Genomic DNA, 26333 nt, shown 5'->3' on the forward strand with positions numbered 1-26333 from the left:
GAGGCTGCCGTGGTTAATCGGCAATTAAAGATCACTCCGTTAGGTGTCTGACAGTGATTCGCTGTTATCAGCCGGATGCTCTCAAGGCGAACGGCTATGCGGCGGAACAGGTGTTAGCGTCAGGGAAAGCGACGAGATAGATGGCAACCAAAGTCAAAGAAAACGAAGAAGCAGAAAACGAACGCGACGGTGCGACGGACGGTCCGCTTCTCGATCTTTCGGATGACGCGGTCAAAAAGATGATCAAGGCCGCCAAGAAGCGCGGCTATGTGACGATGGACGAGCTGAATTCCGTCCTGCCGTCCGAAGAAGTGACGTCCGAGCAGATCGAAGACACGATGGCGATGCTGTCCGATATGGGCATCAACGTTATCGAGGACGAGGATGCCGAGGAAGCACCGGGCGAAGCCGAAAGCGACGATTCCGATAACGAAGAGTCCGAAGGCGGCGAACTGGCACCTTCCGGCGGTACCGCGCTTGCGACCGCGAAGAAAAAAGAACCGACCGACCGTACCGACGATCCTGTGCGCATGTATCTGCGCGAAATGGGTTCCGTAGAGCTTCTGTCGCGCGAAGGCGAAATCGCCATCGCCAAGCGCATCGAGGCCGGCCGCGAAACGATGATCTCCGGCCTTTGCGAAAGCCCGTTGACGTTCCAGGCGCTGATCATCTGGCGCGACGAACTCAACGAAGGCACGACGCTTCTGCGCGAGATCATCGATCTCGAAACCACCTATTCCGGCCCGGAAGCCAAGGCTGCCCCGCAGTTCCAGAGCCCGGAAAAGATCGAGGCGGACCGCAAGGCCGCCGAAGAGAAGGAAAAGACCCGCAGACTGCGTGCGCCCTCCGGTGACGAGGATGTGACTGATGTGGGTGGCGATGGCCTGCCGCCGGAAGAGGAAGAAGAGGACGACGACGAGTCCAACCTTTCGCTTGCCGCGATGGAAGCCGAGCTGCGTCCGCAGGTCATGGAAACGCTCGACACCATTGCCGACACCTACAAGAAGCTGCGCAAGCTTCAGGACCAGCAGGTCGAAGCTCGCCTTGCCTGCACGGGGACCCTGTCCTCCGGTCAGGAGCGCCGCTACAAGGATCTCAAGGACCAGTTGATCACGGCTGTGAAGTCGCTGTCGCTGAACCAGAACCGTGTCGACAGCCTTGTCGAGCAGCTTTACGATATTTCCAAGCGTCTGATGCAGAACGAGGGCCGGCTGCTGCGCCTTGCGGAATCCTATGGCGTCAAGCGCGACAGCTTCCTCGAGCAGTATCACGGTGCGGAACTCGATCCGAACTGGATGAAGTCGATTGCCAATCTGGCCGCCCGCGGCTGGAAGGAATTCGCCCGCGAGGAAAGCAACACGATCCGCGAGATCCGTCAGGAAATCCAGAATCTGTCGACGGAAACCGGTATTTCCATCGCCGAATTTCGCCGTATCGTTTCCATGGTACAGAAGGGTGAGCGCGAAGCGCGTATCGCCAAGAAGGAGATGGTCGAGGCCAACCTGCGTCTCGTGATCTCCATCGCCAAGAAATACACCAACCGCGGCCTGCAGTTCCTCGATCTCATTCAGGAAGGCAATATTGGCCTGATGAAGGCGGTGGACAAGTTCGAATATCGCCGTGGTTACAAGTTCTCGACCTATGCGACATGGTGGATCAGACAGGCGATCACCCGTTCGATCGCCGACCAGGCGCGCACGATCCGTATTCCGGTTCACATGATCGAGACGATCAACAAGATCGTTCGCACCTCGCGCCAGATGCTGCACGAGATCGGCCGCGAGCCGACCCCGGAAGAGCTGGCGGAAAAGCTGGCCATGCCGCTTGAAAAGGTGCGCAAGGTTCTGAAAATCGCCAAGGAGCCGATTTCGCTCGAAACCCCTGTGGGTGACGAAGAGGATTCGCATCTTGGCGACTTCATCGAAGACAAGAACGCGCTGCTGCCTATCGACGCCGCCATTCAGGCCAACTTGCGCGAGACGACGACCCGCGTTCTCGCCTCGCTGACGCCGCGTGAAGAACGTGTTCTGCGCATGCGTTTCGGCATCGGCATGAACACCGACCATACGCTGGAAGAAGTCGGCCAGCAGTTCTCGGTCACACGCGAACGTATTCGTCAGATCGAGGCGAAGGCACTGCGCAAGCTGAAGCATCCGAGCCGCTCCAGAAAGCTCAGAAGCTTCCTCGACAGCTAAGCCTTTGCCTGCTTTAAAATTGAACCCGGTCAGTCACCTCTGGCCGGGTTTTTTGTTTCCCGCACTGGCGATCTCTGCGACAAGCCTTATGTGTGAAAACAAAGCGTTCCGCGTTTTCGGAAATGCTCAGGTTCGATTTGGCTCGATAACATGCAACAGGTTTCGGCAAGCAGATGGCGAGGGAAGGGATGGGCGGTGCCCGTCTCCGTGTTGCTGCATCTGGCTGTGGTCGCGATCTTTCTTTTTGAACTGCCCGAACGCATAGCCGAACCGCAGGAGCCGGAAAGCATCAGCGTCGATCTGGTGCCGCCGCCTGAGGAAAAGAAGCCGGAAGAAGCCAAGCCTCCCGCCGCCGAGCAGGCAAAGCAAGAAAAGCCGCAGCCTCCACCACCGCCGCCCGCTCCGCCGGCAGAGGAGCCGAAACCTTCGCCGCCCTTGCAGGCGACGCTGCCGGCGATCGCCATGCGGCCGGAGGAGACGCAGGCGGACCCAGAGGACAAGCCAGGTAAGGCGGAGGAAGCGGACAAGACCGAGCCTTCCAAGGAGCCTGAAAGCCAGCCTGAAAAGACGGCTGAGGATAAGCCCGCGCCATCTGCCGCCAACGGCGATCTCAAGGCGTCCGCCGAGCAGGGAGAAATTGCGGTTTCACCCGTCAAGCAAGAGGCCGAGCCGGAAAAGGCGCCTGTGCCGCAGGAGAAACCGGCTGACGAAAAACCTGCCGAGGTGGCAAAGGAGAAGCCCGCGAAACTTCCCGCCGCCAAACAATTATTGTCTTCGTCGCTGCTTTCTCCGGCCCAAAGACGCCAGATGTTTGGTGATCTGCCGCCCCGCCGCCGCATTGTTCAGCTTTGCAGCACGGAGGCTCTGGCGCAAATTCAGGGCGCGGGTTTTGCCGCCCGTGGCATGATACCCTATTCGGATACGGGCGGGAGGATATCGGGGAATTCGATTGATGCTTCCGGCGGCGCATTCAACACCGGCAATAGCTGGCACGATGTGTCTTTTCAGTGCGAGGTCGATCTGGATAACTACGCCGTTACGGCCTTCCGGTTTAAAATTGGGAACGCCTTAACACCGGATGAGGCGAAAAAGCGGGGCTTCACCCGATTTCAATGAAGGCTAGTTTTTTAAACTTTCGGTTTGCTGACGAAGGTTTCCGTCCGCCACTCCGTCGTCCTCGGGCTTGTCCCGAGGATATGCAACCGACTGATCTCGTAGACGTGTTTAAATCCTTGGGACAAGCCCAAGGATGACTTCCAGTCTGGAAATGTGTCGGTCAGCAGGGCTAGGAGCTTACACCCTCTCCGTATCACCGACCAACAGCCCGATACCCGCCATCAGCGCATCTTCGTCGTAAGGCTTCCTGATAACAGGCACGTTGCCGAAGTCGTCAGGCACCATGCTGGCATCGGCATAGCCGGTGGCGAACAGGAAGGGGATGCCGCGGCGGTGAAGCTCGCGTGCGACGGCGATGGAGGTGTCGGAGCCGAGATTGATGTCGAGGATAGCCACATCCGGCACGTAGCTCTTCAGCTTCTCGATGGCCATTGCCGAGGAGGTCGCGGTTTCGATTGTCTTGATGCCGTTGTCTTCCAGCATGTTCTCCACATCCATGGCGATCAGCATCTGGTCTTCTACGAGCAATATTTTCAACGTTTCCTCCCGGTTGGACCGTCTGGGTTGTGGTACGGTGTCATCCTCCGTCTTCATCTCGGAAGCTGTCATGACTGCTGAGATATGGCGGGAGGGCAGGAGAATTTCCGCCTCAAGCCCATCAGGCAAATACCGAATGGTGCTGCGTCCGCCCAGATCGTAGGGGATGCTGCGGCTGATGAGCGCCGTGCCGAACCCGGAGCGTGATGGTGTGGGCAGCTTGGTAGGCAGAGTTTCGCGCCAATGTATCAGGCAATCGCGGTTTTCGTCGACTTCCCAGCGCAGATCCAGTTTTCCGCCGGTCTGCGCAAGCGCGCCGTATTTGGCAGCATTCGTCGCCAGTTCATGCAGTACGAGGGCCATGACGGAAAATGCGCGCGAATCGAGCGTGACCTGTGGTCCGGCAAGATCAACAATAGCCTCGGCTGAACGGTGCGGCGACAATTCGGCGTCCAGCAGGTCGCGCAACGACCCGCCGCCTTCACCGCGAATGATCTGGTCATGGGCAAAGGACAATGCCTGGATACGACCCTTCAGCGCACCGACATATTCCTGCAGGGTTTTACCCTCCTGCGAGGGATTGCCGACCAGCGATTTGATAATGGCGAGAACGTTCTTGACGCGGTGGTTGAGCTCTTCGTTCAGCATGCGCTGGCGCACTTCCGCGCGCTCCCTTTCGCCCGCCATCAGCTCGCTGTGATGGAATGCGACCTCGACCAACGCTATTCTTGCGGCTTCGGCAATTTCCCGGTCCGCATCGGACCATGGCTGCGCCTGCAGGCGCACGGTCTCCTTCCAGATCGCGAAGCTCTTGCGCGGGGTGAGACGATCGCCGAGCGGACCGGTCTCATAGGATTTTTCCGGGTTGCCGGCCCAGTTCAGGTTCTGCACGATCTCCCTGCGGAAAAACAGCAGATAGTCGTTTTTGACCTGTGACAGCGGAATGGCGAGCATTCCGGCTGCGATATCTGCATAAATCTCCGCTTCCGGTATGGCTTGCGAGATGGCGTGGGTTGCCCAGACCCTTCCCTCACTGACAGAGGTTACGAAGCGCGCCAGCCTTGGAATGGCATCCGCGGGCGGCGTTGCGCCGTGGCCGTGCCAGTTGTTGTCTACCCAAAGCCCGACGCCGTCGCATGGCATCAGATCGGCAAAATCCTGGAAACTGTCGATCAGCAGTTCCTCGATGTGCGCGTGATGGGCGGCGAGCCGCAGGAAGCGGTCTAGAGCGGCATGGGCGTGGTTGACGGTATCGAGTTTGCGCTTCTGCTTAAGGACCTGCAAATGCATGGAGAAAAACTCTCCAAACATTTCTGCGGCGATCCTGACTGACATCGTCAGAACGCGTGGCGAATAATGGTGGCAGGCGATAAGGCCCCACAGGGCGCCATCGACGATCACCGAAATCGACATGGAGGCAGCAACGCCCATATTGCGAAGATATTCACAATGGATGGGAGAAACGCTGCGCAAATGCGCGAATGACAGATCGAGCGGTTCACCAGACACATCGATGGCGGGCAATACGGGAACTCGTATTCCGCTGGCGTCGGAGATGATGCGCAGTGTGTTTTTAAGATAGAGCGTGCGGGCCTGCTGCGGTATGTCGCTTGCCGGAAAATATTGTCCGAGAAAGCTTTCCAGTTCCGGCTGCTTTGCCTCCGACACGACCTTGCCTGCACCGTCATCCTCGAAACGGTAGATCATCACCCGGTCGTAACCCAAGGTCGCCTTTACCAGCCGGGTTGTTCTCGAAATCAGGCTTTCGACCGTGTCCGCCTCGCGAATGCGGTCCACCATCTTGCGTGCGGTACCAAGCGGCTGGGTCTCGCTCCCTGACGGTTCGAATTCGATGATCGTCGTGGATTTATAGCGGTGGAGCGCAATATCGAAGCTGCGACCATCGCGCAGTTCCATATTGGGCAGCATGGCAGGGCGGGTGGTCCTGCCGGTTACCGTGAGTGCATTGCGAAGGTCATGGACAAGATTTTTACCAAGCACTTCTTCGGCGGTTCTGCCGTTGATATCGCCATCGACGCGCAAAATCTCGCGACAGTTTTCCGAATGCCGCAGGACCATGCGCATGGCGTTGTCGCAAGCGATCAGGCAGCCGTGCGATTGAATATAACCTGGAATGTGGATGGGTTCGCGGTCGCAATTTGTCAGGTCGACATTATAATCAGTGGATGCCATGAATCTATCTCTCGCACCCTTTGCCTGTCTTGCACTGAAAATAGTTTAGTCGTCCGCAGACGGGAAAGCCTGAATGGTTCATTCTGATAGTGCCAATCCTTCCCCGTTTTTTGCAACCGTGACGCCGGTATTCCGTTCTATTAAAGGCAGCCGCCATGTCATGGAAGCACGCCTTTTCGCCATCAGTTACAATTCGACATGGTCCAACGTTTGCAGTGCCTAATTTGTTCCGAATTTTCTAAAGGAAATAACGTGCCGCAGAAGAAAATGACCATTACCACCACCCACGGGCAGGGGCTCTACGAATTTACGTCCGAGGCCGAGCGCTTTGTGAAGGAGGCAGGCGTGGACGAAGGCCTTTTGACCGTCTTCGTCAGGCACACATCCTGCTCCCTGCTTATCCAGGAAAATGCCGATCCGGATGTCCGGCGTGATCTGGCGGTATTTTTTTCCCGCCTCGTGCCACCTTCCGACGATGTCTCCATGCGCTGGGTCGTCCACACGCTCGAAGGCCCTGATGACATGCCTGCTCACATCAAATCGGCCCTGACCGCGGTTTCCATCGGAGTACCGATCAGCGATGGCAGGCTTACCCTTGGCACATGGCAGGGCCTTTATCTTTTCGAACATCGCGACCGGCCGCACCGCCGTGAAATCGTTCTGCATATCTCCCCATGATTCCCGTCAAAAGCCCCGACTTTTCCTTTCGTTTTCCCGTTAATGTCTCTGAACGTCTGCTGAACATGCGGTTCTGTCGGCGTTCAGGCGGGCGGGTCTAGGGTCTCGTCAATCGCCGGGGGACGTCCCTGCCGGCGCAGAAACAAACGGAGTGAGTTCATGTTCAGCACCTTCGCAAAAGCCGGCCTGGCTGCCCTCATCGCCCTCGGCGGAATTTCCGTCACCGCTCCAGCTGCCTCGGCTGGCCCGGATGTTCAGCTCAGAGTTCAGGTTCAGGATGGATACGGTCATGACAGAGGCCGCGGCCCGGGCTGGGGTCGTCCCGATCGTCCTGGTCCGGGTTGGGGCCGTCCTGACCGCCCGCGTTACGGTTGCTCGCCGCGGCTTGCGGAGGAAAAGGCTAGCCGCATGGGTCTTCGCCGCGCGCGCGTTGTCGATGTATCGCCGCGCCGTGTCGTGGTTGCAGGCTTCGACCGTCGCGGTCCTGACCGCATCTTCTTCGCCAATGAGCGTGGTTGCCCGGTGATCCGTCGCTAAACGGCTGATATTGATCCGCGGAAATCCCCCGCCCTTCGCGCGGATCAAAAAAAATGCCCCTCGCTTGTCATGACAGGCGGGGGGCGTTTCTTTTTGTGGCCTCTCGGGTGGCGGTTACGCGCAGCCGTTCGGCAAATGCGGGCGGCGGGCAATGCCGCCGCTCCGACTGTTTTATTCGCCCAGGGCGAAGGTGACGTTGACCACCACGCTGTAGCTGTTCTCACCCGAAGCGATCGGCACGCTGTCGGCCTCCTTCGCCATCGAAGCGCGCATCATGGCCTGCGGCACCGGCATGGGGCGCTGCATGTTCTCGCTTATCTGGATCACGCGTCCAAGCTTCACGCCCGCCGCTTCCGTCAGCGTTTTCGCTTTGGCCAGCGCATCGGCAACGGCCTGCTTGCGGGCCTCGGTTACGGTTGCTTCCGGCTTGTCATTGGTGAAGGTAATATCGCCGCCCTGGTTGATACCGAGCTTGACGGAGGTATCGAGTATCTCGCCCAGCTTCTTCAGGTCGCGTACGCGCACGGTCAGTCCGTTGGAAACTTGATAGCCGGTAATTTCCGGTGCAACGTAAACGCCGTCTTTCGGCTCATAATGCTTGTAAAGCGGCTGCACGGAGAAATTGCTCGTCTGCAGGTCGCGGTCTTCGATGGCGGACGCCTTCAGCGATTTCAGAACCTCGGCGAGCGCCTTGGAATTCTCTGTCAGAGCCGCAGCCGCCGTTTCCGCCTGCTTGACGACACTGAATGACAGGATCGCCATATCGGGCGCGATTGCCGACTGGCCTTCGCCGGAAACACTGATGGTTGCTTCGCGCGGAGTGGCATCCTGCGCAAGGGCATTACCGGCAAGCGGCATCATTGCTGCTGCGGTCAATGCACTAAGTGCGAAAAGGCGGGCCTTTGTCGTCGTCATGGTGTTTCCTCGTTGATTGTGTCCCTTTGCAGGGTATTGCCTTAGATTGTGAAGCTAATACGGCAACGGCAGCTTGCGATAGCATCAATGGCTTGTCGGGCCGTAAAAATTACGTTAGAGCGTGACCCACCGGATTCGAACCATTGCGAAGCCGGTGTTTCGGATAATTTTTCCGAAAGGGCCTGTAGCTCAATGGTTAGAGCCGGCGGCTCATAACCGCTTGGTTGGGAGTTCGAGTCTCTCCGGGCCCACCATTTTCCTTATATTTTGAACGAGTTGGTGCGATTCCGTATAGCAAGTCGATACATCATCGATCATTGCGCATTCCTTGGATTTTGCTCATCCAACAAAAAATCCGACCAGCCATTCAGACTGATCGGATTGTTCATTACGGATTTTCAGCTATGGGGTCAGTCGCAGACCCGCATGCTTTCGGTGTGCCAGCCGCCATCATAGGAATTGGGAACGCGGCGGTCTTCGAACCAGCAGCGTGGGCGGGGCGGCGGTGGTGGCTCGTAGTAGCGGGGACCGCTGTTGCCGCCGTTGGCGATTGCGCCGCCGATCAGGCCGCCGATAACGCCTGCAGCCAGTCCGCCGGCAATCGCAGCACCATCATTGTGGCGGCGGTGTTCGCGATAGGGCGGTGGGGGCGGGCCGCCACGATCGTAGCGCGGACGATAGGGATAGTCCTGCGCGGCAGCGGTGCCGTAGGACGCGAAGACGCTGCCGGTGGCAACCAGCGCGGCAAGGGTTGTAAGAATGATCTTTTTCATCGAGGGCTACTCCATAAGCCTGCTTCGGGAGATAGAGGCTCATTATGCCCGCATGATGGCACGGGCCGGCTGAACGGTCCGTGAATATCTCATTTTTGCGATGTTCACATTTTCCACGTTTTTACAGTCTCAGGGCGAAGCTGGTGCGGCGTTCCGACAAAGAAAAAGCCCGGCACTTGGCCGGGCTCTTTTGCTGACGTTTGTCGACTCTATCAGAACTTCACACCAAGGCCGACCTTGACGGTGCTCTGGTCGAAATCGGTGTTGACGCCGAAGATGTCCTTGTCGCCATAGTCATTGTAGCGATATTCAATCCTGCCGAACACATTGTCGGTGAAGGCATAGTCCAGGCCAGCGCCGACGGTGTAACCGTTGAACGTCGTGCTATCCTTTCCGGCGCCAGGCGTTTCGATGAAGCCGCGCGTCGCTGTCCAGCCGGCGGTACCATAGATCAAGGCACGGTCGAAAGCGTAACCGACACGGCCACGAACGGAGCCCTGCCAGTCGGTGCCGATGTTCACGCCGGCATAGTCATTGTCGTTCCAGTTGTAATCGACATCGCCTTCGATACCGAGGACGAAATTATTATCGAACTGGTAATTGTAACCGGCAAAAGCGCCCAGAATGCCGCCATCGAAACTATCCGACGCGACGGGGCCGCCAGCCGAAAAATCGCCGTTCGCCCAGCCTGCGCCGCCTTGAATACCAAGATACGGACCAGACCAGGTAAATACCGGCAGGGTTTCCTGCGCGACCGGAGGCGCCGGGGTTTCGTAGACGGCATCCGCAGCCATCGCGGTGCTGGCGGACAGGGCCAAGAGTGACGTTACGATCAGCGTTTTCATCGTTTTTCTCCCTGAGCTGATTGACTTCTATAACATATATTAGGTGCATTTAATATGGGTTGGAGATCGGCGGTTCTAAGGGGCAGATTGTTCCCTCGAGTTGCCGGCCTTCCTTGCCCAAATCGCGACGTTTTTTACCGCCCCGTCATGCTGTTCTGATGCGGCGAACGCCTTCAACGGCGTTTGGTTCCTTTCGCCGCCTTGTCAAAGCGACGGGAGAGGGGTCACGCTTGGTTGTCTTGACAGCGGGGGGCACGACCATAGAGTTGTGGCTGTCTGCGGCAACGCCGGTGCTTCGGCACCTGGATAGGGCTGATGTTGCGGGCAGGAATGGGCAAGGGAGGACAGGATCGCATGCGGGTTAGTTTTCATGGGGGAGGGGCGACGTGATTGTCGGAGCCGTTCTCAGTGCCATTCTTCTTCTCACCCTCATCGCGTTTCCGCGGCACCTCAAACCGGTCGTCATCTGCCTGCTGTTGATCTGGGGAACCACTGCCGCCTTTGTCATTTACGACTGGCAGCGCGGTAGCCAGCGGCTCGACCATGTGATTGCGACGGCTAGCTTCGATGCGGCGTGCACGGATGCGGCATTGCCGATCCGCGTCAGCTTCCGCAACGACAATAATGTTGCCGTGCAGCGCCTGACCTATACGCTTGAAGGGTTCGAGCCTGCCTTCCGCGCCTCCGTCGCCTTCGATCCCTATCAGGTGAGTGAAAGGCGGATCGAGGCCGGGGAGACCTTTGCCGCGTGCCGCTCTTTCCGACTGCGCAACAATGAAACGGTAGATCCGCAACGGCTGGAATGGCGCGTCACCATCGTTTCTGCGGAATTCGATTGAACGGCTGTCGCTGCTTCCGACCCTCACGGTTTCTTGAACATTTTCGTGCTGTCGCCTGAACCCCTTGTTTCGCAAGGGGTTCGTAAAGGTGCCCGCGTCGTTGCCGGCCACGCCGAGGCCGCTTTCGCCGCTGCGGGACTTGTTTTCGCCGATTTGCAATGCCACCTGCCCACCCGTCCGATGAATGTTGCGGGTTTAGGTTTTGCGTATAGTTCTGAAGTTTCTGAAAATTGCCGCCATTGGCCTGGTGGCTCTGCCGGTTCTGGCCGGCGCGCATATGGGCATTGGCCAGCTGACCGGAAATTTTCACGAGGTCATCCCCGGCGAACTTTATCGTTCGGCCCAGCCGAGCGGTAAGGACATCACGGCCTATGCCAAGGCCTACGGCATCAAGACGATCATCAATCTGCGCGATGAAAAGCGTGAAGGCTGGTATGACGCCGAAAGCCAGGCAGCGAAAAACAACGGTGTCCGGCTTGTCGATTATCCGCTGAGTTCAAGCGAGAAGGTCTCGGTGGAGGAAGCGGAAACGCTCGTCGCCGTGCTGCGCAACGCTGAAAAACCGATCCTCATCCATTGCGAACACGGCGCCAACCGAACCGGGCTCGCCTCCGCGATCTATGTGAGCGCCGTTGCCGGCAAAAGCGAGGCTGCCGCCGAGTTCCAGCTTTCACCCTATTACGGACATGTGCCGATCCCGGGTATCGGCCGTTATGAAATGTACCAGTCCTGGGATGATTTCGAGGAAACTATCGGATTTTGAGGCGCCTCTATATGCCGACACCCCGGATTTGATCCGGGGTGTCGGCATGATCACGTCCGGTATGACGGAGCGTGTCAGATGCTTCATTCTTGCAGCGGCCTCAATAGGAGCCGCCGCCTTCCTTGATCACTTTCGTCAAACTTCCCGTTGCCGGAAATAGCGGGATCAGGCAGGCCTGAAGCGCGTGGTAGATGTCGCCCTTGCCGGGGAAAAGCGTGTTGGCTGGAATCAGATTTTCCGTCAGCTCCTCGTGCCAGCCGCCATTGTCGTGGTCGATGAAATTGTTGGCGATCGTGCTCCAGATGCGGCGGTAGCTGTCTTCGTAAAATTCGTCCGCCGGCAGATTTTCGTTGAGGAAGTGGGCTGCACCCGCCGCCTCGCACATGGGCCACCAGAGCTTTGCCGTCTTGTCGGGATTGTCGTGCCAGTCGAGCGTATAAAAGAAGCCGCCTTTTTCGCGGTCCCAGCCAAGCGCCATGGATTGCACGAAGAGCGATTTTGCCGCCACCGGCATCCAGTCATGGCGGCGTTCGCCCAGCACCCACAATTGCAGGATGAGGCGCGCCCATTCCAGCCAGTGGCCGGGAGTGGAGCCGGAGGGGCGGAACATTTCGTTGCCACGATACTCCTTGTCGAGTGTCCAGTTCTCGTCAAAATGTTCCGGCACGCGGAAATCCAGCTCACCGGCGCGGCGGCGGATGACGAGATCGGCGATGCGTTCGGCCTTTGTCAGGTAATGGCTGTCGCCGGTCGCCTCGTAGGCGGCCATCAGCGCTTCGGTCAGATGCATGTTGGAATTCTGGCCGCGATAATTGTCGATGGGTGACCAGTCGCGGTTGAATTCCTCGGCGATAGCGCCGTGTTTTTCTTCCCAGAAACGCGTTTCCAGAACCTCGGTGATGTCGGCCAACATCTTGTCAGCAAGCGGGTGGCCGACAGTTTTGGCGGAGGAAGCGGCCAGAAGCACGAAGGCGTGGCCATAACCCTGTTTGGTGGCGTCCACCGGGCCGCCATCGTTGACCTGCCAGAAATAACCGCCGTGCTCGCTGTCACGATGATTGTTCCAGAGGTAGGTCATGCCGTGGTCGACAATATCGCCGCAGCCCGGCCGTCCGAGCAGGTGGCCGATGGAGAAGCAATGCACCATGCGTGCGGAGGCATGGATGCCGCGCACGGGGTCGTTTTTCTGCAGCGGCGCACCCTTGGCGTCGAGATCGAAGAAGCCACCGGCCGGATTGACGGCGCGGTACTGGAAGAAGTCGAAAAGCCCATCGGCCTGTTTGACCAGCCACTGGCGATGCCATGGCAAGGTGTTCCAGTTCCGGTTGTTGTGGTCGTCCTCGGGCATTTCGTCCTCCATGCGGTTTGCTGCTTCGGCTTATATCCTTGCTGCATAAACCTGTCATCTGTCAGTGAAATTTCGTAGTCTGCCGCAACGACGCAAAGCCATACCTATACCTTGAAGATATATTGACATAAACATATCTTTATGTGACTTGACGGCTTGCGATCTTGCAAATCGAAATGAGGAGTGCGCCGGTGTTTGACGATCTGTTCGGCCCTGAAGGGGCAAAGCGCGACGGCGCGGAAATTTTGCGCGCGCTGCGCCAGGCCGCCAGCGAACGTATCCTCATTCTCGATGGCGCAATGGGCACGCAGATTCAAGGGCTGGGGTTTGATGAAGATCATTTTCGCGGTGATCGTTTTATCGGCTGCGCCTGTCACCAGCAGGGCAATAACGACCTTCTGATCCTGACCCAGCCGGATGCCATCGAAGAAATCCATTATCGCTATGCGATGGCGGGCGCGGATATTCTCGAAACCAACACGTTTTCGTCGACGCGCATCGCGCAGGCGGACTACGAGATGGAAAACGCCGTCTACGATCTCAACCGCGAAGGGGCGCAGATCGTCCGCCGTGCTGCCCAGCGAGCTGAACGCGAAGATGGCCGCCGCCGCTTCGTTGCGGGCGCTATCGGTCCGACCAACCGCACCGCCTCGATTTCGCCTGATGTCAACAATCCTGGTTACCGTGCCGTCAGTTTCGACGATCTGCGCATCGCTTATGGCGAGCAGATCGACGGGCTGATCGATGGCGGCGCGGATATCATCCTCATCGAGACGATCTTCGATACGCTGAACGCCAAGGCCGCAATCTTCGCCTGTGAGGAGCGCTTCGAGGCCAAGGGCATCCGTCTGCCGGTGATGATATCAGGCACGATCACGGACCTTTCCGGCCGCACGCTGTCCGGCCAGACGCCGTCTGCTTTCTGGAACTCGGTGCGACACGCCAACCCCTTCACCATCGGCCTCAACTGCGCTCTTGGTGCAGATGCCATGCGTCCGCATCTGCAGGAGCTTTCGGATGTGGCCGACACCTTCGTCTGCGCCTATCCGAATGCCGGCCTGCCGAACGAATTCGGGCAATATGACGAAACACCCGAGATGATGGCGCGCCAGGTACAGGGTTTTGCCCGCGACGGTCTTGTCAACATCGTCGGCGGTTGCTGCGGCTCGACGCCCGAGCATATCCGGGCGATTGCCGAAGCCGTCAAGGATTACAAGCCGCGCCCCATTCCCGAGCACAAGCCCTTCATGTCGCTTTCGGGTCTCGAACCCTTCGTGCTGACCAAGGACATTCCCTTCGTCAACGTGGGCGAACGTACCAACGTCACCGGCTCGGCCCGCTTCCGCAAGCTGATCACCGCCGGCGATTACACGGCGGCGCTGGCTGTCGCCCGCGATCAGGTGGAAAACGGTGCGCAGATCATCGACATCAACATGGATGAGGGCCTGATCGACTCGCAAAAGGCGATGGTGGAGTTCCTGAACCTCATTGCCGCCGAGCCTGATATTGCCCGCGTGCCTGTGATGATCGACTCATCCAAGTTCGAAATCATCGAAGCCGGTCTGAAATGCGTGCAGGGCAAATCGATCGTCAATTCGATTTCGCTGAAGGAAGGCGAGGAGAAGTTTCTCCAGCAGGCGCGGCTCGTCCACAATTACGGTGCTGCGGTCGTGGTCATGGCATTTGACGAGGTCGGGCAGGCGGATACCTATCAGCGCAAGGTGGAAATCTGCACGCGCGCCTACAAGCTTTTGACCGAAAAGGCGGGCCTGTCGCCGGAAGACATCATCTTCGATCCAAACGTGTTTGCGGTGGCCACGGGTATCGAGGAGCACAATAATTACGGCGTGGACTTCATTGAAGCCACCAAGACTATCCGCGAAACCATGCCGCTGACGCATATTTCCGGTGGCGTTTCCAACCTCTCCTTCTCCTTCCGCGGCAATGAGCCGGTGCGTGAGGCGATGCATGCCGTGTTCCTCTACCACGCCATCCAGGTCGGCATGGATATGGGCATCGTCAATGCCGGACAGCTTGCGGTTTACGACAACATCGATGCGGAATTGCGCGAGGCCTGCGAAGATGTGGTGCTGAACCGCCGCGACGACGCAACGGAGCGGCTGCTTGACGTGGCGGAGCGTTTCCGCGGCACGGGTGAAAAACAGGCGAAGGTGCAGGATCTTTCCTGGCGCGAGCTTTCCGTCGAAAAGCGGCTGCAACACGCGCTGGTCAACGGCATTACCGAATTCATCGAAGCCGATACGGAAGAGGCGCGCCAGCAGGCCGCCCGCCCGCTGCACGTTATCGAAGGGCCGCTGATGGCGGGCATGAACGTGGTCGGTGACCTGTTTGGCTCTGGCAAGATGTTTCTGCCGCAGGTGGTTAAATCCGCCCGTGTGATGAAGCAGGCCGTCGCCGTGCTGCTTCCTTACATGGAAGAGGAAAAGCGCCTGAATGGCGGCGAGCAGAACAAGGCCGCCGGCAAGGTGCTTATGGCGACCGTGAAGGGTGATGTGCACGATATCGGCAAGAACATCGTCGGCGTCGTTCTTGCCTGCAACAATTACGAGATCATCGATCTCGGCGTGATGGTGCCGACGACGAAAATCCTTGAAACGGCGATTGCCGAAAAGGTCGATGTGATCGGTCTTTCCGGTCTCATCACGCCGTCGCTTGATGAAATGGTGCATGTGGCGGCGGAAATGGAGCGGCAGGGTTTCAACATCCCGCTGCTGATCGGCGGCGCAACAACGAGCCGCGTGCATACGGCGGTGAAAATCCATCCGCGTTACGAACAGGGCCAGGCGATCTATGTCACCGATGCCTCGCGTGCGGTGGGCGTCGTCTCCGCACTTCTCTCCGCCGAGCAGAAGCCAGCCTATATCGACGGCATCCGGGCTGAATATGCCAAGGTGGCGGAGGCGCATGCCCGCAATGAGCGCGAAAAGCAGCGTCTACCGCTTTCCCGCGCCCGCGAGAATGCGCACAAGATCGACTGGTCGACCTATAGTGTCGTGAAGCCGCAATTCTTCGGCACCAAGGTGTTCGAGACCTATGACCTTGAGGAGCTGTCCCGTTACATCGACTGGACGCCGTTCTTCCAGACCTGGGAGCTAAAGGGCCGATATCCCGCTATCCTTGAAGACGAGAAACAGGGCGAGGCCGCGCGGCAGCTTTATGCCGATGCGCAGGCGATGCTGAAGAAGATCATCGAGGAAAAATGGTTCCGGCCGCGGGCTGTTATCGGCTTCTGGCCCGCCAATGCGGTGGGAGACGACATCAGGCTGTTCACGGATGAAAACCGTTCCGAAGAACTGGCGACCTTCTTCACGCTGCGCCAGCAGCTTTCCAAGCGTGACGGACGCCCCAATGTGGCGCTTTCCGATTTCGTCGCGCCCGTCGATAGCGGCGTTGCCGATTATGTCGGCGGCTTCGTCGTCACGGCGGGTATCGAGGAGGTGGCGATTGCTGAACGCTTCGAGCGGGCTAATGACGATTATTCGTCGATTCTCGTCAAGGCGCTGGCCGACCGTTTTGCGGAAGCCTTTGCCGAACGTATGCATGAGCGGGTGCGCAAGGAATTCTGGGGTTATGCGCCCGAAGAAGCTCTTGCCGGCGATGAGCTGATCGGCGAGGCCTATGCCGGTATCCGCCCTGCGCCCGGTTATCCGGCCCAGCCTGATCATACCGAAAAGAAAACCCTGTTCTCCCTGCTCGACGCCACCAACGCGGCGGGCGTGGAGCTGACGGAGAGTTATGCCATGTGGCCCGGATCCTCCGTCTCCGGCCTCTATATCGGCCATCCCGAGAGCTATTATTTCGGTGTTGCCAAGGTGGAACGCGATCAGGTGCTGGACTATGCGCGTCGCAAGGACATGCCGTTGGTAGAGGTAGAGCGCTGGCTCGGACCGGTGCTCAACTACGTACCGGTAAACGGTGCCGAGGAGATCGACAGCGCGGCCTGACGTTTCGGCCACCGTTGTTGCAATAAAAAGCGCGGGTCCTGCCCGCGCTTTTTTTGTGTCGTCGTTGGGCTTACGACCTTAAGGCCGCCAGTTCCTCTATGCCGACATGGCTTTCGATTTCGCTGCCGCGCAGATAGAGGTAAACGCCGATGCAGAAGGCGAGGGCGGCGATGAACACCAGATACCATGCATGCGCCATTGGATTGACGGCTAGCGCCATCGTTACGCCAATCGGTGTCAGCCCGCCGAAGATGGCATAGGAGACGTTGTAGGCGAAGGAGAGGCCCGAGAAGCGGACCGATGCCGGGAATGCGCGCACCATGACATAGGGCACCGCACCCGCCATGCCGACCGACAGGCCCATGACGCCGTAAAGCACGAACATGGTTTCTAGCGATGTGCCGGCATAGCTGTAGAAAGTGAAGGTGGCGATGCCGAAGAAGATGCTGGCGGCCATGAAGAAAATGCCGGAGCCGACACGATCGATCAATGCGCCGGCGATGATGACGCCGAAGATGAGGAACAGCGTGCCGAAGCTGGTGCCTGCCAGCGCCTGCGTCGGTGTGTAGCCATAGAGCTTCTGCAGGAAGGTTGCCGTCATCAGCGTGGTAACGACGATGGCTGCGGACAGAACCCAGGTCAGCAGCGCGGAAATGATCACGCCGCGCATATGGTGCTTCAGCACAAGGCCAAGCGGAAGCTTGTCCGTCAGCGACTTCGACTTTTTCATCTCCATGAAGATCGGTGTCTCTTCCAACCAGCGGCGCAGATAGACGGCAATCAGGCCGAATATGCCGCCGAGCAGGAAGGGAATGCGCCATGCATAGGCCGCCACATCTTCTGCCGAGAAGAGGGAATTGATGGCAAAGGCAATCAGCGAACCGAGCATGATGCCGAAAGAGAGGCCGGACGTCAGAAAACCGCAGGCGAGCCCGACGCGGCGAAAGGGCACGTGCTCCGCAACGAAGGTCCAGGCACCCGGCACTTCGCCGCCAATGGCCGCACCCTGCAGCATGCGCAGGACGATGAGAAGGATGGGGGCCGCAACGCCGATGGTGGCATAGGTCGGCATCAGCGCCATGCCGAGCGTCGAAAGCGCCATAAGCAGGATGGAGAAGGCGAAGACGCGTTTGCGGCCATAACGATCGCCATAATGCGCGAGAACGATGCCGCCCAGCGGCCGCACCAGATAACCGGCGGCGAAGATGCCGAAGGTCTGGATCATCACCAGCCAATCGGGCATTTCCGGCGGGAAGAACAGATGGCCGATGACGGTGGCGAAAAACACGAAAATGATGAAATCGTAGAACTCCAGCGCGCCGCCGAGGGCCGAGAGGCCGAGAGTTCTGTAGTCCTGCCTGTTCAGGGGCCGGGCAGCTGCCGGTGTGGTGGTGGGAGACATAAGCCTGCTTCTTTTTCTAATTCACATGTTGCTAATGGGCATGCGGCAAGCGATGCGCGATTTCAAGCCTTATCAGCTCCTAATCGCTCAGGAATTTTGATGGACGATCAAGAAAGCGCCGCAGGAAACTGATGTTTTCCAGCTCGTCATAAAGACGCTCGGTGATGCCGCTCTCGTCGAAGTAATAAATCGTCGCTTCGGGAATGGCCAAGAGCGCCGGCGAATGGGTTGCGATGATCAACTGCCCACCACTATCTGCCGTGTGACGGACGATAGCCGCAAGCTCCAGCTGCTTTTGCGGTGAAAGAGGACTTTCCGGTTCATCGAGAAAATAAAGGCCGGCGCCGTGCAGGCGCTGCTGCATGATATCGAGAAATCCCTCGCCATGCGAACGCCGGTCTATGACGTTGCTTCTGACGATATGCCTGAAAGTGTCCGGTGTTTCCTCGGGAAAATCTTCGCCTCTTTTCAGGGCTTTTTCCCGCTCCCAGCGAAAGTCATCCAGGGTCTCTTCATTCTGCTTGCGGATGTAGCCAAGCACGTCTTCGGCGCGCATGAACATGCGGATTTTCGGGTATTTCTTGCGGGCGAAATAGAATGCCTTCGCCACGGTTTCCGCATGCTGAAGATAGAGGTCGCCGGCAACCTGTCCATGATTGCCGATGGCATAGGCCGTCATTCCGGCCGCCAGCCCTTCCAGCAGCGTGGATTTGCCGGAGCCGTTATTGCCCGCGAAAAAGGTGATCGGCGTCTTGAATTCGAGGCGTTCCAGCTGGCGCAGCGCCGGAACGGTAAAGGGGTATTCGTCCCTTCGGTCCGAATTTTCCTTCATGGTCACGCTGTCGAGAAACAGCATTTTCAATCCTCTTTATCGATGCTTCTTTTTCTGTGTGTCCGTTTCCCGCGGAAGAGGAGTATATTATATTGGTGTATATTATAAGTATCAAAATTGCATCTGTGTATTTTCAAAGTAATTAAATGAATAATCATCGATTAAATTTTATATTAAGGCGATTGTAGAAATATATCCCGATATTTTTGTATTGCGGGGAAGATATGAATCAGATTGCGCTGATTTACGTCGCCATGATATTTTTGTTCGCGTCTGCTGTGGATGCCGATGCCAAGCGTTTTCGGTTTTTTGCGGCGCCTGGCTTCAGTCGCGGTGAGACGATCGACAGGATCTACGACTTGCCCAATCAAACGACTTTCGTGGTGGAAGGGAAGTTCTTTGACCTCGGCTATCTGAACAGCAGTAGTGGCGACGCTTATGTTCTTTATAATGGCGACCAATACGTGAAGTTGGACGAGGTGGGCCTTAAGGGCATTTCCAGTATGCTTGGATTTGACCCTACCGTCGAGGACCGCAAAAAGCGTGCGGCGGCTTCGGAGGCGGCTGAGCCTATAGGGAGACTGATAGGTGGGTTTGTGCTGCTCGTGGGCCTGTTCGTGCTCCTGCGCAGGGGTATTCCCTGGTACTATCGGTCGGGTAGCAGAAACGCTCGTCTCGAGCGGGAAGATATCGAGGCGGTCGTCGAATTACCGGAACCCCTTCCGCCGACCATACGTCAGCAACGTGCGCCAGTTACCCAGGATTATACGCCCGCTCTCAATGAGGTTGCACCGCCGACCAGAAGACCAGAGGCCGCGCCAAATCGCGCGGGGATGGCAGTCCGGCCGTTCGGACGCAGGAATGCCTGATGCCGTCTAGACAAACGGCATTTTCCGGGACGTTCCGGCTGTGACTGTTATTCGAACCGGTCGATGATGCTGATGCCACTTTCCTGGAAACGGTCCATGGCCGGGAGGGCGGTGATGGCATCGGAAAGGGTGATGTGGCGGCCGATCAGTTTTTCGGGCGCCAGCTTGCCGCTCTCGATCATCGCCAGCATGTCTTCGTAGCGCCATGCCTGCATGCCGTGGCTACCGTAAATCTCCAGCTCGTGGGCAATCACCCGGGCCATGGGGATGGCTGGCATGGCGTGATCGGCCAGCATCAGCCCTACCTGAACGTGGCGCCCGCGCCGGCGCAGGTTGTTGATGGAATTGCAGCAGGTCTGCGGGTGGCCAAGCGCGTCGATAGAGACATGCGCGCCGCCGCCGGTCACTTCGCGCACCGCCTCCGTGACGTCGGCAACCGAGCGACTGTTGATGGTGGCGGTTGCGCCGAGTTGGCGGGCAAGTTCGAGCTTGTCTTCCGCAATGTCGATGGCGACGACCTGAGCGCCGAGGCCTGCGCCAATCATGATGGCGGAGAGGCCGACGCCGCCGCAGCCATGTACCGCCAGCCACTCGCCGCCTTTCAGGCGACCCTGGTCCGTCACAGCCCGGAAGGACGTGGCGAAACGGCAGCCGAGACCGGCGGCAGTGGCGTAGCTCATCGTATCAGGCAGATGAACAAGGTTCTGGTCCGCGTAATCGATGGCGACATATTCGGCGAAAGAACCCCAATGGGTGAAGCCGGGCTGGAACTGCGTCTCGCATACCTGTTGATTGCCGGAGCGGCATTCATGGCAACGGCCGCAGCCGGAAACGAAGGGAACGGTGACACGGTCGCCTGTCTTGAACCTGGTAACGTTCTTTCCGACGGCAGCGATAACGCCGGCGAATTCGTGGCCGGGGACATGCGGCAGTCGAATATCCGTATCGTGGCCCATCCAGCCATGCCAGTCGCTGCGGCAGAGGCCCGTCGCCTTCACCTCGATGACCACGCCGTCGTCGGTCGGCTCCGGATCAGGCAGGGATGCCACAATCGGGGTCTCGCCGAACAGTTCGTAAAAAAGCGCGCGCATCCTGGCCTCACATTGTCGGTAAGCAGATTTGAATTATACCTGCTCTATCTGCTTCCGACGCTGGAGAAAAGCCATTTAATCTTTGATCACCATAAGATCACCAGCCGCGAATTTAAGCGTTACTTGTTCGCCCAGGGCGGGCGGTGCGGTTCCGGGATCGTTGAACATGTCGAAAGACAAGGTCGAACCGCCGAGGTCAAGACGGGTTCGTATTACTGAGCCCAGGAACTGGCTTGAGGTCACGATACCGGAAATAGCCACGTCTCCCTTCGCGTCAGCGCCGAGAGCTCCTGCTTCCGGGCGCAAGGCGAGGGTGATTTTTTCACCGTTTGCAACATCGACCGGCTTGTGGAGCGTCACGTTCTGCTCCCCGACACGGATTGTGCTGGTAGAGGAATCGACGACGGTTGCGTCGATCAGGTTCAGCGTGCCGACGAAGGAGGCGACAAACCGGGTCGCGGGCTTGTTGTAGATATCGAAGGGCGAACCGATCTGGTCGGCGCGGCCGGAATTCATGACAACGATACGGTCGGAGATCGACAGGGCCTCTTCCTGATCGTGGGTCACGAAAATCGTGGTGATGCCGAGCTTTCTCTGGATCTGGCGGATTTCTTCGCGCAGCGATACGCGGATCTTGGCATCGAGCGCGGAAAGCGGCTCGTCCAGCAGAAGCACTTCCGGCTTCGGGGCCAATGCGCGGGCAAGCGCCACGCGCTGCTGCTGGCCGCCTGACATCTGGTAGGGGTAACGATCCGCCAGATGTTCCAGATGGATGAGCTGGAGCATTTCCTTCACGCGTGCATCGATCTCGGCTTTCGGCTTGCCGGCGACTTTGAGGCCAAAGGCGACATTTTCGTAGACGTTCATGTTGGGGAACAGCGCATAGGCCTGAAACACCATGCCGATATTGCGCTGGTTCGGTCTGAGCGTCGTCTGGTCCTTGCCGTTGATGACGATCGATCCGCCGGTCGGGATTTCGAAACCGGCGATCATGCGCAGCACGGTGGTCTTGCCGCAGCCCGATGGTCCGAGAAAGGAGACGAACTCGCCCTTTTCGATGGCCATGTTGAAATCATGGACGACCTGTACGGAGCCGAAGGATTTTTTGATATTGCTAAGTGTCAAAAAGCTCATGAAAATCTTGTCCTCAGGCCTTGGGAGGCGCGCCCTTCTGGTAGCGTGAAACGAGTTGGATCAACCCAAGGCAACCCCAGGTGATGCCGAAGGAGATCACGGCAAGTGCAGCCGGTTCATAGGCGCGGTTGGCGCCAAGCAGCTGCATATAGGGGCCAAAGGCCGGGCGGTTCAAAAGGGCGGCCATGGTGAATTCACCGATGACGATGGCGAAGGTCAAAAACGCACCTGATAGCACGGCGACCAGAACATTGGGCAGGATGATGCGCGACAGAATGGTCGTCCACCCCGCGCCAAGGCTCTGCGCCGCTTCCGTCAGCGTCGAGACGTCGATGGTCCTCAGACCAGTATCGACGGCGCGGTACATGTAGGGCAAGGCGAGCGTGGCATAACCGAACATCAAAAGCAGGTTGGTGCCGAAGGTCGTGCCGGTCAGCGGAAGCCAGCTGGAGGTGTTGTAAAGCCTGATATAACCGAACACGATGACGATGGCCGGGATGACCAGCGGCAGGAGCGTGATGAATTCGATATAGGGGCGCAGGCCCGGCAGTTTGAGGCGGACCCAATAGGCCGTGGGCACCACCAGCAGCACACCGAAAACGATGGTGAAGAGAGCCATCACCACCGAATAGCTGAAGGTTTCCTGAAAACGCGGGTCGGTGAGCACCTTGCCATAGGCGTCGAAGGAATATTCACCGCGGCGCATTTTCAGCGAGAAGTTGGTCATGCCGATCAGCGGCAGGGCGAAATAGAGCAGGCCAAAGATCAGCGCGCCCCAGGCGAAGAATTTCTTCATTTGAGCCACCTTTCGCTACGGGCGCGCAGCCAGATGTAAAGCGCATTGGCAATGCCGGTGACGACGATCATGCCGAAGGCGAGAGCGTAACCCAGATGCGGATTGCCGAGAACGTCGCCGCGGATCTGCGCGAAAAGCAGGATGGGCACGATGTTGAGCGACGAGCCGGTAAGCGCGATCGCGGTGGCCACCGCACCGAAGGCATTGGCAAACAGCAGCGACATGGTGCCAAGCAACGATGGCAGGAGGATGGGGAAGGCCACCATGCGCCAATATTGCACGCCGGTCGCGCCAAGGATTTCCGCAGCTTCGCGCCACTCGCGCTTCAATCCGTCAAGCGCCGGCGTGATGATGAGGATCATCAGCGGAATCTGGAAGAACAGATAGGTGACTGTCAGGCCCCAGAAGGACAGGATGTTGAAGCCGAGGAGTCTAAGATCAATGCCGATCTGCGTCTTCAAAAACACGGTGAGTAGGCCGACCGGGCCGAGTGTGGCGATGAAGGCGAAGGCGAGCGGCACGCCGGCAAATTGCGATGCGACGCCCGAAAATGTCAGGAGTGGTCCGCGAATGCGCTGCGGCAGACCGCCCAGAACCACGGCGGCGGCGACGGCAAAACCAATCAGGCAGCCAAGAGCCGCCGAGGCGAGGCTGATCTTGATCGAAATCCAGTAGGCCGCGAGGATGGACGAGGTGAAAAGCCCGGCGACGTTTTCCAGCGTCAGGCTGCCATCGGGACGCTGGAACGCACCGACCACGATTTTCATCGTCGGAAAAATCAGAAACAGCAGAACAAAAACAGCAAAAGGTACGACGCCTAACCAATGAAGCGGCAACTTTCTGCCCGCATCGGATGGTCCGCCGGAGTTGGTTGATGGCATGCCTGGTCCCCAAACGCCGTTTTCAAACGGTCTGTCTATAAAGTTCTTTATTATCGCACGTCCGGTAAAAACGGAATCGTCAGACGCACTTTCGATCTTTGTTTTGTGCAATTTCCGGGGGTAAAACCTAGGGAGTTTTACCTGAAATGCTTTCAAAGAAGCACCCCGGCTTTTTGAAAAGCCGGGGTGTATTTTTCAAAGGTTACTTCACGTTCGCGCCGACGACGCTGTCCCAGCCGCCGGTAACGGCGGCCTTGTTGGCGTCGACATCTTCGAGCGTCGGGAAGATTGCCTTTTCATAGGCTGCTGCCGGCGGCAGGCTGTCGATCAGTTCCTGCGGAACCTTGCCGGCCTTGACCATCGCGTTGAAGCGGATCGGGTGGCAATAACCCTTCAGCCAGCCGAGCTGACCGTCGTCGGAGTAGAGGTGTTCCATCCAGAGCTTGGCAGCGTTCGGATGCGGGGCGTAAGCGGAAATGCCCTGAACGTAAACGCCAGCCAGAACGCCTTTTTCCGGAACCACGACTTCCGTGGGCGGGTTGTCGTTCAGTGTCTTCTTCCAGGAGAGCGCGTTATAGTCCCAGGCGACGATGATCGGGGTAGCACCCTGTGCCAGCGTGCCAGCCTTGCCGATGACTGGCAGGAAGTTGCCAGCCTTGTTGAGCTCGGCGAAATATTTCAGGCCAGCCTCACCGGCTTCCTTGCCGGACTTCGCACCGCTGGCAAGACCGGCGGCGAGAACGCCGAGGATAGCCTGGTTGGAAGCGCGCGGATCGCCGGCAAGTGCTACCTGACCGGAATATTCCGGCTTCTGCAGGTCGGCCCAATCCTTCGGCACGTTCTTGACGAGGTCCTTGTTCACGAAGAAGGACATCACGCCGTAATAGTCGCCGTACCAGTAACCTTCCGGATCCTTGACGTTGTCAGGGATTTCGTCCCAGGTGGAGACCTTGTAAGGCTGCAGCAGGCCTTCGGCCTTCATCTGCGGGCCGAAAGCGAGACCGACGTCGACAACGTCAGGAGCCTGCGGGCCCTTGTTGTCCTTGTTCGCCTTTACCGCTTCAACTTCATCGGCAGAGCCGGCGTCGGGGTTGAGTTCGTTGACGGTGATTTCCGGATATTTCGCCTTGAAAGCGGCGATGACGTCGCCGTAACCACACCAGTCGTGCGGCAGCGCGACGGTGGTCAGCATGCCTTCCTTCTTGGCGGCAGCGATCAGTTCGGCGCTTGGCGCAGCGGCAGCGATCGCGGTGGAGGCCATTACCAGAGCGGTGGTGGCAGCAAGCAGTCGACGGCAATGAGAGATCACTTTTTTCTCCTCTTCGTGTTCTCGTATTACGGACGCTGATACGGATTCTGGATGAAGCTAATGTGACGGCTGGATTGCAATTTATTTATCCGGATTCCGTCACTTTACGCCCATTTTCCGCCATCACCCGGCTTTGTGCCTGCAATCGCGGGGTAATCCCATCATCATTCGTGTTGGACAGATATGTTCCCCAGCTTGTTTTTATCCCGCTTTATCGCGCTGGTAGCGATTTCGGGTATCCAATCAGCCGGCGGTTTCCGCGTCAAGCACTGTGCCGGCTACTAATGTTCATGTCCGGTCCGGCCTGCGGAACAGACGCGTCTGCTCGAACAGGCCTTCCAGCGCGTTCATGCGCTCCTTGGTTTCATCCCAGGTACTGCTCTGCACTGCTTCGATCAGCGCTTCGACGACAAACAATGTAACGACCGATGAATCCCATGCCGAGGGGGCTTCGATCTTCACACGGAAGGTGTGCAGCGCGTGGCGCGCCACCGGCGATGTCCATTGATCCGTGAAAAGAATGATCTGTACGCCGTTTGCCTTCGCCACCTCGGCAAGCGTCGTCATGTCGTGCTCATAACGGCGGATGTCGAAGATCACCAGCACATCGCCGGCGCTCATATTCAACATATATTGAGGCCAGGCGCTGGAGTTGGACGACATCAGCGTCGTCTTTGGCCGGATCACCTGCATATGCGTGAAAAAATATTCGGCAATCGCGCCGGTGATGCGCCCGCCGACGAAATAGATGCTGCGTTTGCGGTCCGAGAGCAGCCTTGCGGCATTGTCGAAGACCGCGGTGTCGAGATCGCTCAAAGTGTCGCGCAGATTGCCCGTTATGGCGTCGGCGAAACGGTTGAGAATATGCAGACCCGGCGCATTGGTTGCCCAGCGGTCATGTTTGGCAACCGGGCCGGAGATCGTCGCTTCCAGTTCCTGGTGCAGATGGGCCTGAAACTCCGGGTAACCTTTATATCCGAGCTTCTGCACCATTCGCGCCACCGTCGGCGTCGAAACACCGGCGTTTTCGGCAATCGTGGTGATGCTGCCGAGACCCGAGACGGGGTAGTTGCCGAGAAGGCTCTCCGCCAGCCGTTTTTCCGAACGGGTCAGCGCGTCATAGTGGGCATGGATGACATCCGACACGGTGGCCGTCGTACTGCGCAAATCTTTCCCCTTCCGGTCTTTTTGCCGGTGTATTGGCGAATATAAGCATCTGTGCCAGCTATCGAGTCAATGGGGAAAATGAAGAGAAAATTTCAAAATTCCATTTGACACTCGCGATAATGTGAAGAATTCTTTTCGTCATCGGCGG

At 58.1% G+C, this 26333-nt stretch carries 21 protein-coding genes and 1 tRNA gene; 9 read left to right on the forward strand and 13 right to left on the reverse strand.

Annotation, left to right across the window (positions count from 1 at the left end):
• Positions 1-140 precede the first annotated feature (140 nt).
• Positions 141-2195: an RNA polymerase sigma factor RpoD gene (gene rpoD / locus J5276_RS03320; protein ID WP_003513359.1), complete on the forward strand. Its 2055-nt coding sequence runs from the start codon at positions 141-143 to the stop codon at positions 2193-2195.
• A gap of 195 nt (positions 2196-2390) precedes the next feature.
• Positions 2391-3311, forward strand: coding sequence for a DUF930 domain-containing protein (locus J5276_RS03325; protein WP_038491710.1), 921 nt, complete (start codon positions 2391-2393; stop codon positions 3309-3311).
• Between the two features lie 177 nt (positions 3312-3488).
• Here J5276_RS03325 and J5276_RS03330 read toward each other — a convergent pair whose 3' ends face one another.
• Positions 3489-6041 (reverse strand): HWE histidine kinase domain-containing protein, encoded by a 2553-nt coding sequence (locus J5276_RS03330; RefSeq protein WP_111790687.1) that lies wholly within the window; start codon positions 6039-6041, stop codon positions 3489-3491.
• 252 nt (positions 6042-6293) lie between these two features.
• Here J5276_RS03330 and J5276_RS03335 point away from each other — a divergent pair, with 252 nt between their 5' ends.
• A complete protein-coding gene (locus J5276_RS03335; protein WP_026330776.1) occupies positions 6294-6719 on the forward strand; it encodes a secondary thiamine-phosphate synthase enzyme YjbQ in 426 nt (141 codons plus the stop codon).
• Between the two features lie 159 nt (positions 6720-6878).
• Positions 6879-7256: a hypothetical protein gene (locus J5276_RS03340; RefSeq protein WP_003513350.1), complete on the forward strand. Its 378-nt coding sequence runs from the start codon at positions 6879-6881 to the stop codon at positions 7254-7256.
• Between the two features lie 171 nt (positions 7257-7427).
• Here the strand turns inward: J5276_RS03340 and J5276_RS03345 are convergent, their stop codons facing one another.
• Positions 7428-8171: an SIMPL domain-containing protein gene (locus tag J5276_RS03345; RefSeq protein ID WP_112154043.1), complete on the reverse strand. Its 744-nt coding sequence runs from the start codon at positions 8169-8171 to the stop codon at positions 7428-7430.
• A 178-nt stretch (positions 8172-8349) separates the two neighbouring features.
• On the opposite strand from J5276_RS03345, the gene J5276_RS03350 reads away from it, so the two are divergent.
• Positions 8350-8425 (forward strand) — tRNA-Ile (locus J5276_RS03350).
• Positions 8426-8581: 156 nt separating this feature from the next.
• Here J5276_RS03350 and J5276_RS03355 read toward each other — a convergent pair.
• Together J5276_RS03355 and J5276_RS03360 are read right to left on the reverse strand one after the other, a co-directional pair.
• The gene (locus J5276_RS03355) at positions 8582-8944 is read right to left on the reverse strand and encodes a hypothetical protein (protein ID WP_003513347.1); all 363 of its coding nucleotides are present in this window, start codon (positions 8942-8944) and stop codon (positions 8582-8584) included.
• A gap of 212 nt (positions 8945-9156) precedes the next feature.
• Positions 9157-9789 carry an outer membrane protein gene (locus J5276_RS03360; protein ID WP_003513345.1) on the reverse strand — a complete coding sequence of 211 codons (633 nt, stop codon included), beginning with the start codon at positions 9787-9789 and terminating at the stop codon, positions 9157-9159.
• A 386-nt stretch (positions 9790-10175) separates the two neighbouring features.
• Here J5276_RS03360 and J5276_RS03365 point away from each other — a divergent pair, with 386 nt between their 5' ends.
• The gene (locus tag J5276_RS03365; protein ID WP_003513344.1) at positions 10176-10628 is read left to right on the forward strand and encodes a hypothetical protein; all 453 of its coding nucleotides are present in this window, start codon (positions 10176-10178) and stop codon (positions 10626-10628) included.
• Between the two features lie 202 nt (positions 10629-10830).
• The gene (locus tag J5276_RS03370) at positions 10831-11391 is read left to right on the forward strand and encodes a dual specificity protein phosphatase family protein (RefSeq protein WP_003513343.1); all 561 of its coding nucleotides are present in this window, start codon (positions 10831-10833) and stop codon (positions 11389-11391) included.
• A gap of 100 nt (positions 11392-11491) precedes the next feature.
• Here the strand turns inward: J5276_RS03370 and J5276_RS03375 are convergent, their stop codons facing one another.
• On the reverse strand, positions 11492-12751 hold the full coding sequence (locus J5276_RS03375) for an AGE family epimerase/isomerase (RefSeq protein WP_065659168.1): 1260 nt from the start codon (positions 12749-12751) through the stop codon (positions 11492-11494).
• A gap of 179 nt (positions 12752-12930) precedes the next feature.
• Between J5276_RS03375 and metH the strand changes: the two genes are divergently transcribed.
• The gene (gene metH / locus J5276_RS03380; RefSeq protein ID WP_019565253.1) at positions 12931-16704 is read left to right on the forward strand and encodes a methionine synthase; all 3774 of its coding nucleotides are present in this window, start codon (positions 12931-12933) and stop codon (positions 16702-16704) included.
• 70 nt (positions 16705-16774) lie between these two features.
• On the opposite strand, the gene J5276_RS03385 is transcribed toward metH, so the two are convergent.
• Together J5276_RS03385 and J5276_RS03390 are read right to left on the reverse strand one after the other, a co-directional pair.
• Positions 16775-18106, reverse strand: a complete 1332-nt coding sequence (locus J5276_RS03385) for an MFS transporter (RefSeq protein ID WP_035198632.1) — start codon at positions 18104-18106, stop codon at positions 16775-16777.
• 79 nt (positions 18107-18185) lie between these two features.
• Positions 18186-18962, reverse strand: coding sequence for an AAA family ATPase (locus tag J5276_RS03390; RefSeq protein WP_209159548.1), 777 nt, complete (start codon positions 18960-18962; stop codon positions 18186-18188).
• A 200-nt stretch (positions 18963-19162) separates the two neighbouring features.
• Here J5276_RS03390 and J5276_RS03395 point away from each other — a divergent pair, with 200 nt between their 5' ends.
• Complete coding sequence (locus J5276_RS03395) at positions 19163-19807, forward strand: hypothetical protein (RefSeq protein WP_112154041.1); 645 nt, start codon at positions 19163-19165, stop codon at positions 19805-19807.
• Between the two features lie 47 nt (positions 19808-19854).
• Here the strand turns inward: J5276_RS03395 and J5276_RS03400 are convergent, their stop codons facing one another.
• The 6 genes from J5276_RS03400 to J5276_RS03425 form a co-directional block, all read right to left on the reverse strand.
• Entirely contained in the window at positions 19855-20898 is a 1044-nt protein-coding gene (locus J5276_RS03400; RefSeq protein ID WP_112154040.1) for a zinc-dependent alcohol dehydrogenase family protein, read from the reverse strand.
• Between the two features lie 75 nt (positions 20899-20973).
• The gene (locus J5276_RS03405) at positions 20974-22032 is read right to left on the reverse strand and encodes an ABC transporter ATP-binding protein (RefSeq protein ID WP_003513332.1); all 1059 of its coding nucleotides are present in this window, start codon (positions 22030-22032) and stop codon (positions 20974-20976) included.
• Positions 22033-22045: 13 nt separating this feature from the next.
• Positions 22046-22828, reverse strand: a complete 783-nt coding sequence (locus J5276_RS03410) for an iron ABC transporter permease (protein WP_003513330.1) — start codon at positions 22826-22828, stop codon at positions 22046-22048.
• A complete protein-coding gene (locus J5276_RS03415; protein WP_038491680.1) occupies positions 22825-23709 on the reverse strand; it encodes an ABC transporter permease subunit in 885 nt (294 codons plus the stop codon). Before J5276_RS03415 ends, J5276_RS03410 begins: the two co-directional genes overlap by 4 nt.
• Positions 23710-23911: 202 nt before the next feature.
• The gene (locus J5276_RS03420; RefSeq protein ID WP_003513325.1) at positions 23912-25018 is read right to left on the reverse strand and encodes an ABC transporter substrate-binding protein; all 1107 of its coding nucleotides are present in this window, start codon (positions 25016-25018) and stop codon (positions 23912-23914) included.
• A 288-nt stretch (positions 25019-25306) separates the two neighbouring features.
• On the reverse strand, positions 25307-26185 hold the full coding sequence (locus tag J5276_RS03425; RefSeq protein WP_003513323.1) for a MurR/RpiR family transcriptional regulator: 879 nt from the start codon (positions 26183-26185) through the stop codon (positions 25307-25309).
• Between the last annotated feature and the right edge of the window lie 148 nt (positions 26186-26333).

Source organism: Agrobacterium sp. S7/73 (assembly GCF_019355535.1).
Taxonomy (GTDB): domain Bacteria; phylum Pseudomonadota; class Alphaproteobacteria; order Rhizobiales; family Rhizobiaceae; genus Agrobacterium; species Agrobacterium tumefaciens.